The sequence below is a fragment of the Variovorax sp. genome (assembly GCF_035634955.1).
Classification (GTDB): domain Bacteria; phylum Pseudomonadota; class Gammaproteobacteria; order Burkholderiales; family Burkholderiaceae_C; genus Variovorax.
The window spans coordinates 68,200-83,808 of the sequence record NZ_DASQBZ010000033.1 but is presented as its reverse complement, the minus strand read 5'-3'; the positions used below and the strand labels follow the sequence as shown (position 1 = coordinate 83,808).

Annotated in this window: 13 protein-coding genes; 9 read left to right on the top strand and 4 right to left on the bottom strand. The window is 68.2% G+C overall.

Features of this window, described 5'->3' with window-relative positions; translation table 11 throughout:
• Window positions 1–169: 169 nt before the first annotated feature.
• From leuA to VES41_RS23040, 3 genes are all read left to right on the top strand, one after another.
• A complete protein-coding gene (leuA, locus tag VES41_RS23050) occupies window positions 170–1,873 on the top strand; it encodes a 2-isopropylmalate synthase (protein ID WP_324822544.1) in 1,704 nt (567 codons plus the stop codon).
• Between the two features lie 33 nt (window positions 1,874–1,906).
• On the top strand, window positions 1,907–3,445 hold the full coding sequence (locus VES41_RS23045; protein WP_324821933.1) for a 2-isopropylmalate synthase: 1,539 nt from the start codon (window positions 1,907–1,909) through the stop codon (window positions 3,443–3,445).
• A gap of 118 nt (window positions 3,446–3,563) precedes the next feature.
• On the top strand, window positions 3,564–4,748 hold the full coding sequence (locus VES41_RS23040) for a serine hydrolase (RefSeq protein WP_324821931.1): 1,185 nt from the start codon (window positions 3,564–3,566) through the stop codon (window positions 4,746–4,748).
• A 101-nt stretch (window positions 4,749–4,849) separates the two neighbouring features.
• Here VES41_RS23040 and VES41_RS23035 read toward each other — a convergent pair whose 3' ends face one another.
• From VES41_RS23035 to VES41_RS23020, 4 genes are read right to left on the bottom strand one after another with little or no spacing between them, the layout of a single operon-like run.
• On the bottom strand, window positions 4,850–5,671 hold the full coding sequence (locus tag VES41_RS23035) for an IclR family transcriptional regulator (protein WP_324821929.1): 822 nt from the start codon (window positions 5,669–5,671) through the stop codon (window positions 4,850–4,852).
• A 30-nt stretch (window positions 5,672–5,701) separates the two neighbouring features.
• Window positions 5,702–6,451, bottom strand: a complete 750-nt coding sequence (locus VES41_RS23030; protein ID WP_324821927.1) for an arginyltransferase — start codon at window positions 6,449–6,451, stop codon at window positions 5,702–5,704.
• Complete coding sequence (aat, locus tag VES41_RS23025) at window positions 6,448–7,209, bottom strand: leucyl/phenylalanyl-tRNA--protein transferase (RefSeq protein ID WP_324821925.1); 762 nt, start codon at window positions 7,207–7,209, stop codon at window positions 6,448–6,450. Before aat ends, VES41_RS23030 begins: the two co-directional genes overlap by 4 nt.
• A gap of 40 nt (window positions 7,210–7,249) precedes the next feature.
• Entirely contained in the window at window positions 7,250–8,779 is a 1,530-nt protein-coding gene (locus tag VES41_RS23020; RefSeq protein WP_324821923.1) for a helicase HerA-like domain-containing protein, read from the bottom strand.
• 100 nt (window positions 8,780–8,879) lie between these two features.
• Here VES41_RS23020 and VES41_RS23015 point away from each other — a divergent pair, with 100 nt between their 5' ends.
• Genes VES41_RS23015 through VES41_RS22990 form a run of 6 tightly spaced genes read left to right on the top strand, consistent with a single transcriptional unit; the run spans window position 8,880 to window position 15,578 of the window.
• Window positions 8,880–9,170, top strand: coding sequence for a phosphopantetheine-binding protein (locus tag VES41_RS23015; protein ID WP_324821921.1), 291 nt, complete (start codon window positions 8,880–8,882; stop codon window positions 9,168–9,170).
• Window positions 9,171–9,208: 38 nt separating this feature from the next.
• The gene (locus VES41_RS23010; RefSeq protein WP_324821919.1) at window positions 9,209–9,847 is read left to right on the top strand and encodes a hypothetical protein; all 639 of its coding nucleotides are present in this window, start codon (window positions 9,209–9,211) and stop codon (window positions 9,845–9,847) included.
• Window positions 9,844–11,574, top strand: coding sequence for an AMP-binding protein (locus VES41_RS23005; RefSeq protein ID WP_324821917.1), 1,731 nt, complete (start codon window positions 9,844–9,846; stop codon window positions 11,572–11,574). The genes VES41_RS23010 and VES41_RS23005 overlap by 4 nt, the downstream gene beginning before the upstream one ends.
• Entirely contained in the window at window positions 11,571–12,572 is a 1,002-nt protein-coding gene (locus VES41_RS23000) for an acyl-CoA synthetase (RefSeq protein WP_324821915.1), read from the top strand. Before VES41_RS23005 ends, VES41_RS23000 begins: the two co-directional genes overlap by 4 nt.
• Entirely contained in the window at window positions 12,544–13,167 is a 624-nt protein-coding gene (locus VES41_RS22995; RefSeq protein WP_324821913.1) for a LolA-related protein, read from the top strand. The genes VES41_RS23000 and VES41_RS22995 overlap by 29 nt, the downstream gene beginning before the upstream one ends.
• A 17-nt stretch (window positions 13,168–13,184) precedes the next feature.
• On the top strand, window positions 13,185–15,578 hold the full coding sequence (locus VES41_RS22990; protein WP_324821910.1) for an MMPL family transporter: 2,394 nt from the start codon (window positions 13,185–13,187) through the stop codon (window positions 15,576–15,578).
• Window positions 15,579–15,609 lie beyond the last annotated feature (31 nt).

Sequence of the window (15,609 nt, the reverse complement as noted above, 5' to 3'; positions counted from 1 at the left end):
CTAGACTTGCCCGCACCATGAAGAAGATTTCGCTGGCCCTACTAATCCTGCCTCTCGGGCGGAGTCGGTAGCGCGCGCGCATTTCCTCGACCAACGGCCCGTTAGCACCAGCAACGGGCCGTTTGCTTTTGGGGTTGCTGGTTCATCCAACCAAAGCTCGAAGATGACCATGTTGAAGCAACCCAGCCGCAAGTACCGCGCCTTCGCACCCGTCGGCCTCAAGGACCGCACCTGGCCCGACGCCGTTCTGACCCGTGCCCCGATCTGGCTGTCGACCGACCTTCGCGATGGCAACCAGGCGCTGGTCGAGCCCATGGACATCGAGCGCAAGATGCGCATGTTCGAGACGCTGGTCGCCATCGGCTTCAAGGAGATCGAGGTGGGCTTTCCCTCGGCCTCGCAGGTCGAATTCGACTTCGTGCGCCGGCTCATCGAAGAAGACCGCATCCCGGACGACGTGACGATCCAGGTGCTGACCCAGGCGCGCGACCACCTGATCGAGCGCACCTTCGAGGCCCTGCAGGGCGTCCCGCGCGCCATCGTGCACCTCTACAACGCGGTCGCGCCGGTCATGCGCCGCGTCGTGCTGGGGCTGGACGAGGACGGCATCGTGGAACTGGCCAGCACGCACGCGCGCATGTTCATGGCGCAGGCGGCACGCCAGCCGGAGACGGAGTGGACGTTCCAGTATTCGCCCGAGATGTTCTCCGGCACCGACCTGGCGTTCTCCAAACGCGTGGTGGACGCGGTCACCGACGTGTGGTCGCCGACGCCGCAGCGCAAGTGCATCGTCAACCTGCCTTCGACGGTGGAGCACTCGACGCCCAACATCTTCGCCGACATGATCGAGTGGATGGACCGCCACCTGGCGCGGCGCGACGCGATCGTCCTGTCGGTTCATCCGCACAACGACCGCGGCACCGGAACGGCCGCGGCCGAACTGGCGCTGATGGCCGGCGCCGACCGCATCGAAGGGTGCCTGTTCGGCAACGGCGAGCGCACCGGCAACCTCGACCTGGTGAACGTGGCGCTCAATCTCTACACCCAGGGCGTGGATCCCGAACTGGATTTCTCCAACATCGACGAGATCCGCGCCACGGTCGAGCACTGCAACCAGTTGCCTGTGCATCCGCGCCATCCCTATGTGGGCGACCTGGTCTACACGTCGTTCTCCGGCTCGCACCAGGACGCCATCCGCAAGGCCTTCGCGGCGCGACGCGAAGACGACGTATGGGACATCCCGTACCTGCCGATCGATCCGAAGGACGTCGGTCGCAGCTACGAAGCCGTGATCCGCGTCAACAGCCAGTCGGGCAAGGGCGGCATCACCTACCTCCTCGAGAGCGAGTACGGCCTCGAGTTGCCGCGCCGCCTGCAGATCGAGTTCAGCCAGGTCGTGCAACGCGTCATGGACGTGCAGGGCAAGGAACTCAGCGCGGCCGACCTCTGGGACATCTTCCGCCGCGAGTACGGCCTCGACGACGCGCATGCGCTGACGCACCGCGTGCTGCAGGAAGAGGGCGAGGGCGCCGGAGCCAGCGTGGTGCTGCGCGGCGACCTGGCGTGGGACGGCGAGGTGCGTGCCGTCGAAGGGCGGGGCAATGGCCCGGTGGACGCGTTCACCCGCGCGCTGTCGGACGCCACCGGCCACGAGATTCGCGTGATCGACTACCACCAGCATGCCATCGGCACCGGCGCCGATGCGCGTGCCGTGGCCTACATGGAGCTGCGCGTGGACGGCTCGCGCACGCTGTTCGGCGTGGGCGTCGACGCGGACATCATCTCCGCCTCGCTCAAGGCGATCGTCTCAGGCCTGCAGCGCGGGCGCCCGTCGTCCGCGCAAGGGGCACAATCGGCGCTCGAAACCGCCTGACGGGAGACGGCGGCACATCCCAGGAGATCCACGATGACCGACAAGCTGATCATTTTCGACACCACCTTGCGCGACGGCGAGCAATCGCCCGGCGCCTCCATGACGCGCGACGAGAAGATGCGCATCGCGCGCCAGCTCGAGCGACTCAAGGTGGACGTGATCGAGGCCGGTTTCCCGGCCAGCTCGAACGGCGACTTCGAGGCGGTGCAGGCGATCGCCAACGTCATCAAGGACTCCACCGTGTGCGGCCTGTCGCGCGCCAACGACCGCGACATCTCGCGCGCGGCCGAGGCGCTCAAGGGCGCGGCCAGCGGACGCATCCACACCTTCATCGCCACGTCGCCGCTGCACATGGAGAAGAAGCTGCGCATGACGCCCGAGGAAGTGCTCGAGCAGGCGCGCCTGTCGGTGCGCTTCGCGCGCAACCTCATGGGGGACGTCGAGTTCAGTCCGGAAGACGGCTACCGCAGCGACGTCGATTTCCTTTGCCGCGTGCTCGAAGCCGTGATCCAGGAGGGCGCGACCACCATCAACGTGCCCGACACGGTCGGCTACGCCATCCCCGAGTTGTATGGCCAGTTCATCCGCAACCTGCGCGAGCGCATCCCCAACAGCGACAAGGCCGTGTGGTCTGTGCACTGCCACAACGACCTGGGCATGGCCGTGGCCAACTCGCTGGCCGGCGTGAAGATCGGCGGTGCGCGGCAGGTCGAATGCACCATCAACGGCCTGGGCGAGCGCGCCGGCAACTGCTCGCTCGAGGAAGTGGTGATGGCCGTCAAGACGCGGCGCGACTATTTCGGGCTGGACCTGGGCATCGATGCCAGCCACATCGTGGCGGCCAGCCGTATGGTCAGCCAGACCACCGGCTTCGTGGTGCAGCCGAACAAGGCGGTGGTGGGCGCCAACGCCTTCGCGCATGCCTCTGGCATCCACCAGGACGGCGTGCTCAAGGCGCGCGACACCTACGAGATCATGCGCGCCGAGGATGTGGGCTGGAGCAACAACAAGATCGTGCTGGGCAAGCTCAGCGGCCGCAACGCCTTCAAGCAGCGCCTGCAGGAACTCGGCGTGAGCATGGAAAGCGAGGCCGACATCAACGCCGCCTTCCTGCGCTTCAAGGAACTGGCCGATCGCAAGAGTGAAATATTTGACGAAGACATCCTCGCGCTTGTCAGCGACGAGGCGGCGTCGCACGTTGGAGAGCGGTTTGGTTTTGTCTCCTTGTCCCAGCACAGCGAAACCGGTGAGCGTCCGCATGCGCGCATCGTGTTCACGGTCGAGGGCAAGGAGGTGCATGGCGAGGCGGACGGAAACGGTCCGGTCGACGCGTCGCTCAAGGCGATCGAGTCGCATGTCGCCAGCGGGGCGGAAATGGTGCTCTATTCGGTCAATGCGATCAGCGGATCGACAGAAAGCCAGGGCGAAGTGACCGTTCGGCTGCAAAATGCCGGGCGCGTGGTCAATGGCGTGGGGGCCGACCCCGACATCGTCGTCGCCTCCGCCAAGGCTTATTTGAGTGCGCTCAACAAGTTACAAAGCCAAGCTGAGAGAGTTGCCGCGCAAGGTTAGTTTATTTTGTAGTCCTTTGTTCTCAATCGAAGAAAGGTTTGCAAGTCGCTGATATTGCATATCATTTTCTGAGCCGCTACACTGCGGTCACTTTTTGTTTCCGCTGGAGAGTCTTCCCATGCCCGAAGCCCATCCCGGCCGAGTTTCCCCCCAGCGGTTGCTGCCCGGCCTGCGCATGCTCGCCGTCGCCTTTTGTGCGACGGCTTTTTTGTTGTCCGGCGCGCAGGCCGCATCGTCCAAGAAGGACGTTCGCAGCAAATCCGCCTCAACCGCCAAGAGCGCATCGGCCACCAAGACCGCCAGCAGCAAACGGGCGGTGTCGAGCCGGGCCGAGGCCAAGACCAAGACGAGCCGCACCAGCGTCAAGTCGAGTTCGCGCGTCTCGGTGACGTACACCAAATCCGGAACCGCCAAGGCGATGACCAAGGCCCGCCCGGTGGCGCGCACCTTCGAGCCGCGCCAGTCCTTCGGCCAGATGGCCGGCCTGCACGGCGCGGAGGACTCGCTCGAACTGCGCTCCAGTGTCGCTTTGGTCGTCGACCAGGACACGCGCGAAGTGCTCTACAGCAAGAATGACCAGGCGGTGCTGCCCATCGCCTCGATCACCAAGCTGATGACCGGCGTGCTGATCAGCGAGGCGCACCTGCCGCCGGACGATCTCATCACCATCACCCAGGACGACGTCGACACCGAGAAGCACAGCAGTTCGCGGCTGCGCGTCGGCACCGTCCTGCCGCGCGGCGAACTGCTGCACCTGGCGCTGATGTCGAGCGAGAACCGCGCCGCGCATGCGCTCGGCCGGACCTACCCGGGCGGCCTGCGCACCTTCGTCGCGATGATGAACGCCAAGGCGCGTTCCCTGGGCATGAACGACACCCGCTACGTCGAGCCGACCGGCCTGTCGAGCGAGAACCAGTCCAGCGCCCGCGACCTGGCACTGCTAGTCAACTACGCCTATGGCGACCCGCTGCTGCGCGAGTACAGCACGTCGTCGGAGCGCCAGGTCGAAGTGGGCCGCCGCGTCCTTCAGTTCAACACGACGAACCGCCTGGTCCGCAGCCCCGAATGGGACATCGGCCTGCAGAAGACCGGCTACATCTCCGAAGCCGGCCAGTGCCTGGTAATGCAGGCGCGCATTGCCGGGCGCAAGCTGATCATGGTGTTCCTGGATGGCGTGGGCCGCTACTCCCGCATTGCGGACGCCGAGCGGGTGCGCCGCTGGGTGGAAGCCAACCAGTACATGTCGCCGTCGGCTGGCGAGCGCCAGCAGACCGCCGTTCGCACGGTCGATTTTTCCAGCTGAGAAGGCCCGCGCCCGAGCGGGCGCCAAAGCACATTCGAAAGCGCCCGAGCCTTTGCAGGCCGGGCGCTTTGTCTTTCAGCTTCGCTGCAGTGGTCGGCGCTTCAGGAGGAGGCGGCCGCAGGCGCCGAGTCTGCCGCGCCCGCCGGTCCCGCCTTGTAGCCCAGGGCGCCTGAGATCTCGCCGGCGGTCGCCTGGAGCTTGGACAGCCAGCCTTCGTCCAGCCGGTCGGCCGGCGCCGAGATGGAAAGGCCGGCCACCAGCTTGCCCTGGTCGTCGTAGATGCCTGCCGCCATGCAGCGCACGCCCAGTTCGAGTTCCTCGTTGTCGCGGGCGATGCCGTATTGGCGGGCTTTCGACAATTCGCGCTCCAGTTGCGGCAACTGGGTGATGCTGTTTCGGGTGTGGCCGGCCAGCCCGGTGCGCGTGGCGTAGTTGCGGATGCGCTGCGGATCGTCCAGGGCCAGGAACAGCTTGCCGGTCGAGGTCAGGTGCAGCGGCGCCCGCCCACCGATGGCGCGCACCACCTGCATGCCGGAACGCTCGCTGTAGGCGCGCTCGATATAGACGATTTCGTCGCCCTGGCGCATGCTCAGATTGACGGGTTGCTGCGTCAGCTTGTGCAATTCGCGCATCGGAACGATGGCTGCGTCGCGCACGTTCAACCGGCCCTTGACCAGGTTGCCAAGCTCCAGCAGACGCATTCCCAGGCGATAGCTTCCCGCCTCGGGCCGGTCGACGAACCGGCCGACCGCCAGGTCGTTGAGGATCCGGTGCGCGGTGGACGGGTGCAGGCCGGTCTTTTCGCTGATTTCCTTGAGGGAGATGGCTTCCTCGCGCGATGCCAGGACGTCGATCAGCGAGAACATGCGCTCGATCACCTGGATGACCGGCGTGGCGGGAATGTCGGACTGTGTTTTTCTCATGGCTGGGCAGGAATGGAGCTGCCGGCCATTTTACTTTGTGAAATTAACATTGGCTTGCCAGCGGCCGTTGACCAGCACCTCGTTGGGCAGGTAGCGCGACTTGTAGGCCATCTTGGAACTGTCCTGGATCCAGTAGCCGAGGTAGACGTGCGGCAAGCCGAGTTGGCGCGCCTGCTCGATCTGCCAGAGCACGCTGAAATTGCCATAACTGGCGCCGGGTTCGGGCTCGTAGAACGTATAGACGGCCGACAAGCCGTCGTTGAGCACGTCCAGGATCGACACCATCTTGAGCTTGCCGGGGCCGCCGTCCGGCAGCGTCTCGCGAAACTCCACCAGGCGTGAATTGACCCTGCTTTGCAGCAGGAACTGGGTGTACTGGTCGATGCTGTCGTGGTCCATGCCGCCGCCGGCATGGCGGCCATTCTGGTAGCGCAGGTAGAGCTGGTAATGCTCGGGCACGAAGCACAGCCGCAGGACGCGCGCCTGCAGCCCGGCATGCCGGGCACGCGCGCGGCGCTGGCTGCGCGACGGGGCGAAGCGATCGACCAGCACCCGCAGCGGGACGCACGCATGGCATCCGTCGCAGTAGGGGCGGTAGGTGAACATGCCGCTGCGGCGAAACCCTTCCAGCACCAGGTTGGAATAGGCGTCGTTGTGAATGAGGTGGCTGGGGGTGGCCACCTGCGACCGGGCCAGCCGATCCGGCAGGTAGCTGCACGGATAGGGCGCAGTCGCGTAGAACTGCAGCGTCTGAAGCGGGAGATCCTTGAGGTGCGTCACGTCGTCGATGCGGGTCGCTCGGTCAGGAGTTCGTTCCAGTATACGGGCTTGAATTCCCACGTGGGGCCCGGCATTCGTGCGCTTTGCGCCACCTGTGCGAGGAAGTCGGCTCGCGGCATTTCGGCGGCACCCAGGCTGGCCAGGTGGGTGGTGTTCTGCTGGCAGTCGATCTGCGCGATGCCGTGGGCGCGGCAGAACGCGACAAGTGCCGCCAAGGCGGTCTTGGAGGCGTCGGGGCGGCGGGTGAACATGGATTCGCCAAACACGGCGCGACCGACGCCCACGCAGTACAGGCCGCCGGCGAGTTCGCCGCCGATCCAGGTCTCGACGCTGTGGGCGTGGCCCGCGCGGTGCAATGCCAGGTACGCCTGGACCATTTCCGGAAGGATCCAGGTGCCGCTTTGCCCGGGTCGCGCAACGCCGGCGCAGGCCTGGATCACAGCTTCGAAGTCGTTGTCGATGCGGATCTCGCAGCCGGGGGTGATGGCGAAGCGTCGCAGGGTCCTGCCGAACGAGCGGTGCAGGCGAAATTGCGCGGTCTGCAGCACCATGCGCGGATCGGGGCTCCACCACAGGATCGGCTGGTTGTCGCTGAACCATGGAAAGATGCCCTGGCCGTAGGCCTGCAGCAGCGTCGACACGTCCAGCGCGCCACCGGCGGCAAGCAGCCCAGGCACCGGGTCGTTGGCGCCCCAGGCCTGCGCCGGCGCGGGCAGGGCCTGGCCCGGGGTCAGCCAGGGCAGGGGGCGTGGGCGCATCTGGCGCGTCACCGGAGCGGGGCGTCGAGGGCCGCGGGCTTCAGCGGCCCCGCTTGCCGCCGAAAATTCCCCCCAGCACGCCGCGCAGGATCTCGCGGCCGGCCGTGGTGCCCATGGTCCGGACCGCCGACTTTGCCATGGTCTGCACCAGGCCGTCGCGCTTTCCGCCGCGAGGGCCGGTGGAGCCGAACAGCAGTTCGTTGATGTTCAGGCCGCCGAGCAGGCCCCCCGATTCCGCCCCGGCGCCGGCACCGCTCCTGGCACCGGCCGCCACGGTGGCGGCATCCGGCGCGCTTTGGGCGCGATCCTTGAGCTTTTCGTACGCGGATTCGCGGTCGACCGTCTTCTCGTACACGCCGGCCACCAGCGAGCCGGCGACCAGTTGCTGGCGCTGCTGCGCAGTGATGGGGCCCAACTGGCTACCCGGTGGAACCACGTAGACGCGCTCGGTCACGCTGGGGCGGCCCTTGGCGTCGAGCAGGCTCACCAGCGCCTCGCCGACCGCCAGCTCGGTGATGGCCGCCTCGATGTCGAGCCCCGGCTTGGGCCGCATGGTGGTGGCGGTCGCCTTGACCGCCTTCTGGTCGCGCGGGGTGAAAGCGCGCAGCGCATGCTGCACCCGGTTGCCCAGTTGGGCCAGCACGGCATCGGGGATGTCCAGGGGATTCTGCGTCACGAAGAACACGCCGACGCCCTTGGAGCGCACCAGCCGCACTACCAATTCGATGCGTTCGATCAGCGCCTTGGGCGCATCGTTGAAGAGCAGGTGCGCCTCGTCGAAGAAGAACACCAGCTTGGGCTTGTCCGGGTCGCCGATCTCGGGCAGCTGCTCGAACAGCTCCGACAGCATCCACAGCAGGAATGTTGCGTACAGCCGGGGTGAGTTCATCAGCTTGTCGGCGGCCAGGATGTTGATGACGCCCTTGCCCGAGACGGTCTGCATGAAGTCGTTGATGTTGAGCATCGGCTCGCCGAAGAACTTGTCGCCGCCCTGCGCCTCGATGGCCAGCAGGCCGCGCTGGATGGCGCCGATGCTTGCCGCGCTCACGTTGCCGTAGGCGGTGGTGAATTCCTTCGCGTTGTCGCCCACGTGCTGCAGCATGGCGCGCAGGTCCTTCAGGTCCAGCAGCAGCAGGCCGTTGTCGTCGGCGATCTTGAAGACCAGGTTCAGCACGCCCGCCTGCGTCTCGTTCAGATCCAGCATGCGCCCGAGCAGCAAGGGCCCCATGTCGGACACGGTGGCGCGCACCGGATGGCCCTGCTCGGCAAAGACGTCCCAGAGGGTGACCGGGCAGGCCTGCGGCGGCGGGGCGTCGATGCCGCGCTCCTTGAGCATGGCCGCCATCTTGTCGCCGATGCTGCCGGGCTGGCTGATGCCGGTCAGGTCGCCCTTGACGTCGGCCATGAATATCGGCACCCCGATGCCCGAGAGCTTCTCGGCCAGCGTCTGCAGGGTGACCGTCTTGCCGGTGCCGGTGGCGCCGGTGATCAGCCCGTGGCGATTGGCCAGGCCCGGCAGGAGCGCGCATTCCGTGCTGCCGTGCCGGGCGATGAGAAGAGGGTCTGCCATGGGATGCTCCGGAGTGCTTCGAGAAGGGTCCAGTCTATCCAAAGGGGCTCCCTATAATCGGCGCGTCGCTTCCTCAGAGCCCACCCCACTGGAGTTTCCTTTGTCTGTTCCTGCCGAGTCCACGAACCAACAATCACCGCTGGAAAGCGAACTGGCCACATTGCTGGTGGAGGCTCTCAACCTTGAAGTGGCACCGCAGGACATCCCGCCCGAAGCGCCGCTCTACGGCGAAGGGCTCGGGCTCGACTCGATCGACATCCTGGAAGTCGCCCTGGAAGTTTCGCGCCGTTACGGATTCCAGTTGCGTTCCGACGACGAACGCAACCAGGAAATCTTCTCCTCGCTGCGCAGCCTGGCGACGCACGTGGCGAGCAACCGGACAACGCCCTGAGTGCCGGTGATTCCCCTGACCTGAACCCGCCGCTGACGATGTCGCGCTGGCGCTTGGCATTGTGGCTCGCCGGGGGCATCGCCTATGCCGGCCTGTCTCACTGGATGATGCTCTATCACGCGGCCGCGCCCTGGGCGCTGGCGGCGCTGTTCGCACCGTTGTGGCTGGCGCTGGTCGGTCTGGCTGCTGGCCGCTTCGGGCGGCTGGGCGCGCTGGTCGTGTTGCTGGCGGGCGCGGCATGCGTCTACGAGATCGCGCACGGCCAGGCGGGCGACCCGAACCGCCTGTATGTGTTGCAGCACGTGGGCATCAACGCCGTGCTCTGCGCATGGTTCACGAGCACCCTGCGGCCCGGCAGGGTGTCGCTGATCGGTGAGTTCGCCCGCCGGATCCATCCGCTGTCGGCCGAGCAGCGTCTCTATACCGCCAAGGTCACGCGGTTGTGGGCTTTGTACTTCGCCCTCATGGCGCTGGCCTCGGTTTCCACCTATCTCATCCTGCCGTTCGAGGCCTGGTCGCTGCTGGCGAACGTGCTCACGCCCTTGTGCGTGGTGGCCTTGTTCCTCGGAGAACATTTCGCCCGCTACCGGCTGCATCCGGAATTCGAGCGATCGCGCCTGGTCGATGTCCTGCGCGTCGCCGTCGCCGGCCGGTCACGCGATACCCTTCGTCAATGACGTCTCGCCTTGCCACCACAGTCGCGCTGCCGCTGCTCTCCCAGCGCGATCTTGCCGCGCCGCTCGCCTGGCGCGCCGGCCGTCCGGTCAGCGGACACCGCTTCCTGGCGGACGTGCACCAGCTTGCCACGCGCCTGCCAACCCATGCCCGCGTCCTGAACCTGTGCAGCGACCGTTATGTCTTCGCGGTCGGGCTCGGGGCCGCGCTGATGCGCGGGCAGGCCAGCCTCCTGCCGCCCGACGCGCGGCCGGACACGCTGGCGCGGCTGGCTACTCCCGGCGGCGGCACGTACGTCCTGACCGACGATGCGCAGCTGCAGCCGCCGGAAGGCCTGGCCTGCCACCTGGTGGATCTGCCGCCGACCGAGGCGGACGACGATGCCGTGGCGCTTCCGGTTCCGGCCTTCGCCCCCGGCTGCCATGCGGTGAGCCTGCTCACGTCCGGCTCGACCGGCGTGCCACAGGCGCATGCCAAACGCTGGGACACGTTGGTGGGCGACGTTGCCGCTGCCGTGCCGCGTCTGTCGGCGCTGCTGGGGCGTCCGTCGCTGGCCGGGCTGACGCTGGTCGCGACGGTGCCGGTCCAGCACAGCTACGGCCTCGAATCGTCGGCCCTGCTTGCCATGCTCGGCGGTGCCGCCTTCGACAGCGCCCGGCCGTTCTTCCCGGCGGACATCGTGGCTGCGCTCGAAGCCGTGCCGCGCCCGCGAGCGCTGGTGACCACGCCGTTCCATCTCAAGACCCTCCTGATGTCGGGCCTGGCGTTGCCGCAGGTCGATTTCATGCTGTCGGCCACGGCGCCGTTGTCGCCGCAACTGGCTGCGCAGGCCGAGCAGGCCCTGGGCGGGCCGCTGATCGAAATCTACGGCAGCACCGAGACCGGCCAGGTGGCCACGCGCCACACGACGCGCAGCGCGGAATGGGAGACGATGGGCGAGATCCGGGTGCGCCGCGAGGACGCGGTCGGCGGTGACGGCGCCGAGCGCTACATCATGGAGGGCGACTTCGTGCCCGCCCCCACGCCGATGGCCGACGTGCTGGAGCTGCTGGACGACCGGCGCTTCCGCCTGCTGGGCCGCGCCAACGACCTGATCCACGTGGCAGGACGGCGCAGCTCCCTTGGGCACCTGAACTTCCACCTCAACAGCATTCCGGGCGTCCAGGACGGCGCGTTCTGGCTACCCGACGAGGTGGCCGACGGCGTGGTCCGGCCGGTCGCCTTCGTCGTCGCGCCCGAACTCTCCGCCGCCGACATCACGGCAGCGTTGCGCCAGCGGCTGGAGTCGGTCTTCGTGCCGCGCCGTGTGGTGCACGTGAACGCGCTGCCGCGCGAGGCCACCGGCAAGCTGGTGGTGCGCACCTTGCGCGAATTCGCCCTGGCACAGCTCGCCAGGGACGGCGAACCGGTCCGCCTCACGCGGGACGTGCCGGCCGACCACCCGGCCTTCGCCGGCCACTTTCCTGGCCACCCGCTGCTGCCCGGTGCGCTCATATTGGCCGACGTGCTGGAGGCGCTGGCACGCGTGCCGGTGCTGGCGGCGCGGCTCGGGCCGCATCCGACCCTCGCGGCTGCGAAGTTCCTGGCGCCGGTCGGACCGGGCGCGCGGCTGACTATCTCGCTCCTGCCCGAGGCCGGCGCTTCCCAGGGGGTGCGGTTCGAGGTCCATCGCGAGGATGTGTTGGCGGCCAGTGGCCGTTGGCTGTCCGGCGAGGGGGCCGCGCCATGAGCGTCCCGGCCACATCGCGGCCGGAAGCCGTGGCGGGAACGGGCGCATCGACGGCAGCCGGGTCGAGCGGCCACTGGGCCCGCATGCCCGAGCGCAGCAACCTGGTGGCACTGCGCTTCTTCAGCGCATTCGTGCTGCGCTGCGGCCGGCGCGCGGCGCGGTTGGCGCTTCATCCGCTGACCCTCTACTTCTTTCTTTTCTCGCCGGGGCCGCGCCGCTGCGTCAAGCGCTACCTGCAGCGCGCCATCGGCCCCCAGATGGGGTGGCGCGACGGCTACCGGCTGATCTACAACTTCGCCGCCACGGTTCTCGACCGCATCTTCTTCCTGCGCGGGCGGATTGACCTGTTCGACCTGCGCGTGGTGGGCAACGAGGCCCTGGACGCCGAGTACGCGCTCGGCCGCGGGGCATTCCTCATTGGGGCCCACGTCGGCAGCTTCGAGGCCGTCGGCGCGAGCCGGCAGACCAGCGCCGACGCCGAGCGCCTGCGCCTGGCCATGCTGATGTACCTGGAAAACGCGCAGCAGATCCACGCGGTACTGAGCGCCATCAGCGACGAACGCTACCGGCCGGAGGTGATTCCGCTGGGCCGGCCGGAGTCGATGCTGCAGCTGCGCGACTGGCTCGACGCCGGCGGGCTTGCCGGCCTGCTGGCCGACCGCACGCTGCCGCGCCAGGATGAACAGGAGGCGCAGCGCGGCAGCAGCCGCACCATCGACTTTCTCGGTCATCCGACCGTGTTCAGCGACGGGCCGTTCCGCCTGGCGGCGCTGTTGCGGCGCAAGGCGTTCTTCATGGCGGGCATCTACCTGGGCGGGGCGCGCTACGAGGTGCGTTTCGAGCCGCTGGCGGATTTCACCGACGTCACGCCGGGCGATCGCGAAAGTGCCATCGAGGCCGCACTCCAGGCCTACGTCCGGCGTCTGGCGGCGCTGTGCCGCGAGCATCCGCACAACTGGTTCAACTTTCATGACTTCTGGCTGGAAGACACTCGCTGAAAAGCTGGGGCGGAGCCTGCGCGTCGCCTTGCTCGGCGCGCCGCTGCTGCTGGGGCCCGCCGCCTCCTGGGCCTTCGACCTGGACGGCCTGATGGCCCAGCTCGCAGCCAGCAAGGGTGGCGACGCGCGCTTTACCGAGCAGCGCTTCGTGCGCGGCGTGGAAGGCCCGCTGGAGTCTCGCGGCACGCTGAGCTTTTCGCCGCCGGACAAGCTGGTGCGCCGTACCGAATCGCCGCGCGAGGAGTCGATGGTCGTGGACGGCAACACGCTGACCCTGTCGCGCGGCGGGCGAACCCGCACCATGGCGCTGGACAGCATGCCAGAGGTGCGCGGCATGGTGGACGCCATGCGCGGCACCCTCAATGGCGACGGGCGGATCCTGAAGCAGCAGTTCCGCAGCACGCTCAGTGGTACCGAGGCCAGCTGGGCACTGCAGCTTCAGCCCTTGGACGACCGCCTGGCGGCCCAGGTGCGCAGCATGCGCCTGACCGGCCGCGGCGGCGACGTGCTGGGCATCGAGATGGAACTCATTGGCGGAGACCGCTCGGTGATGCGCATCACGCCGGCGCGCGCCGCTGCCAAGGCGCCGTCCTGAACCGGTCGCCGCAGCGCATGCGCAAGGCCCCAGCCAGTCGCGAGCATCGGCCGCGCCGCGCGCTGACGCTCGTGCTGTGGCTCGCGGCGATGGCCATAGGCGCGCTCTTCATCGCCCGCACCCCTTTCAGCGCCGACCTGTCGGCTTTCCTGCCGGCGCATCCCGACGCCCGACAGCGCCTTCTCATCGAACAGTTGCAGGGCGGCGTGGCCTCGCGCAGCCTGCTGGTGGGGCTGGAGGGCGGCGCCGACGCCGCTCAACGCGCCGAGGTCTCCCGCGCCATGGCCAACCGCCTGCGCGACAGTGGCCTGTTCGACCTGGTCCAGAACGGGGAGCACAGCGACTGGACCGAGGCGGGCGAATGGCTTCTCGCGCACCGCTACCAGCTGGCGCCCGGCGTGGATCCTGCGCACTTCAGCGTCGCGGGCCTGCGCGATGCCGTGCTCGACACGCTGTCGCTGCTGGGTACGCCCGCGGGCAACCTCGTCAAGCCCTTGCTCGAGCGCGATCCGACCGGGGAGATGCAGCGCATCGCCGAAGGGCTGATCCCGGCAAGTGCGCCGCGCTCGGAAGGCGGCGTCTGGGTCTCGCGCACGGCACCGCGCGCTCTGCTGCTGGTCACGACCCGCGCCGCGGGCAGCGACCTCGATGCGCAAGCCGTCGCCATCGAAGCGGTGCGTACCGCGTTCGACGAGGCGACGAAGCAGGCGGGCGCGACCCGACCGACGCTGCAGATCAGTGGCGCGCCGTTGTTCTCCGTCCAGAGCCGCGACCAGATCAAGGCCGAGGCCGTCAAGCTCGCGACCATTGGCGCGCTGGTCGTCGGCGGCCTGTTGCTGCTGGCCTTTGCTTCGCCGCGGGCATTGCTGGTGGCGGTGGTGCCGGTGGCGACCGGCGTCGTCGGCGGCACCGCTGCCGTGGGCCTGGCGTTCGGCCACGTCCACGGGCTGACGATGGGCTTTGGCAGCACACTGATCGGTGAGACCATCGACTACGCCATCTACTACCTGATCCAGGCGCGTCGCGGCGCCACCGACGGCGCTCCCGGCAGCGGCTGGCGCCAGTGGGTCCGGGTCCACTGGCCCACCGTTCGGCTGGGCGTGCTGACGTCGGTGTGCGGCTTCAGCGCGCTGGTCTTCTCGGGCTTCCCGGGACTGGCGCAACTGGGCGTGTTCTCGGTGGCCGGACTGGTGACGGCCGCCCTGGCCACGCGGTACGTGCTGCCTGTCTTCACACCCGATGGCGCGTCCGGGCGCGGCCTGCGCCACCACATGGCGCAAATGGCCAACGGCCTGATGCAGGCATTGCCGCGCCTGCGCTGGCTGTTGCTGGCGCTTTGCCTGGCGTCAGCGGCGCTGCTCGCCTGGCAACACGACCACATCTGGCGAGCCGGGCTCGGATCGATGAGCCCGGTGCCGCTCGCGGCGCAGGAGCTCGATGAGAAGCTTCGCGCCGATCTCGGCGCCGACGAAGCCAGTACGCTCGTGATGGTGCAGGGCGATGACCTCGAGTCCACCTTGCAATCGGTCGAGGCCGCAAGTGCCCGCCTGCAGCCGCTGGTCGACGCTGGCCAACTGGCCGGATTCGACGCCGTCACGCGCGTGCTGCCGAGCCGGGCCGCACAGCAGGCGCGCCAGGCCAGCGTGCCGGATGCGCAGACCCTGCGCGAGCGCCTGCAGCAAGCCTTGCAAGGCCTGCCGCTCTCGGCGTCCCGGCTGGAGCCCTTCATCGAGGAAGCCTCGGCCGCCCGCACCCTGGCGCCCATCGGCCTGGCGGATCTGCGCAACGGCTCGCTGGCACCTCTGGTGAACGCCATGCTGGTCGAACGGCCGGGCAGCGGCTACAGCGCGGTGGTTTCGCTGCACCCCGGCGCCACATTCGATCCCGCCGCGCTGCGGCAGGCGCTGGCCGGCCTGCCGCAAGTCCAGGTCATCGACGTCGGCGTGGAACTCCATGCGCTCTACGCGCGGTACCTGAGCGAGGCCTTCGTGCAGGTCCTGCTCGGGGCGTTGGGCGTCGTGGTGCTGCTCGGCCTCTACCTGCGATCGTTGCGGCGCCTCCTTGCCGTGTGCCGGCCTCTGGTGGGCGCCGTGTTGCTGACGCTCGGCGCGCAAGCAGTGCTCGGCGTGCCGCTGGGCATCCTCCATCTGGTGGGCCTGCTGCTGGTGGTGGCCGTGGGCTCGAACTACGCGCTGTTCTTCGACCAGCTGCGCGAAACCGGGCGCGCCGACGAAGACACGCTGGCGTCGCTGCTGCTGGCCAATCTCACGACCGTGGTGTCTTTCGGCCTGATTGCGCTGTCGGAAATTCCTTCGCTTTCGGCCATCGGCCGGGTGGTGGCACCGGGGGCACTGCTGGCATTGCTGCTGTCTGCGGCATTTGCCCGCGGGCAGGTGCGGCCATCGGCTTAGACCCCTCGGGTCTGAGCGAAAATCGCGCAAC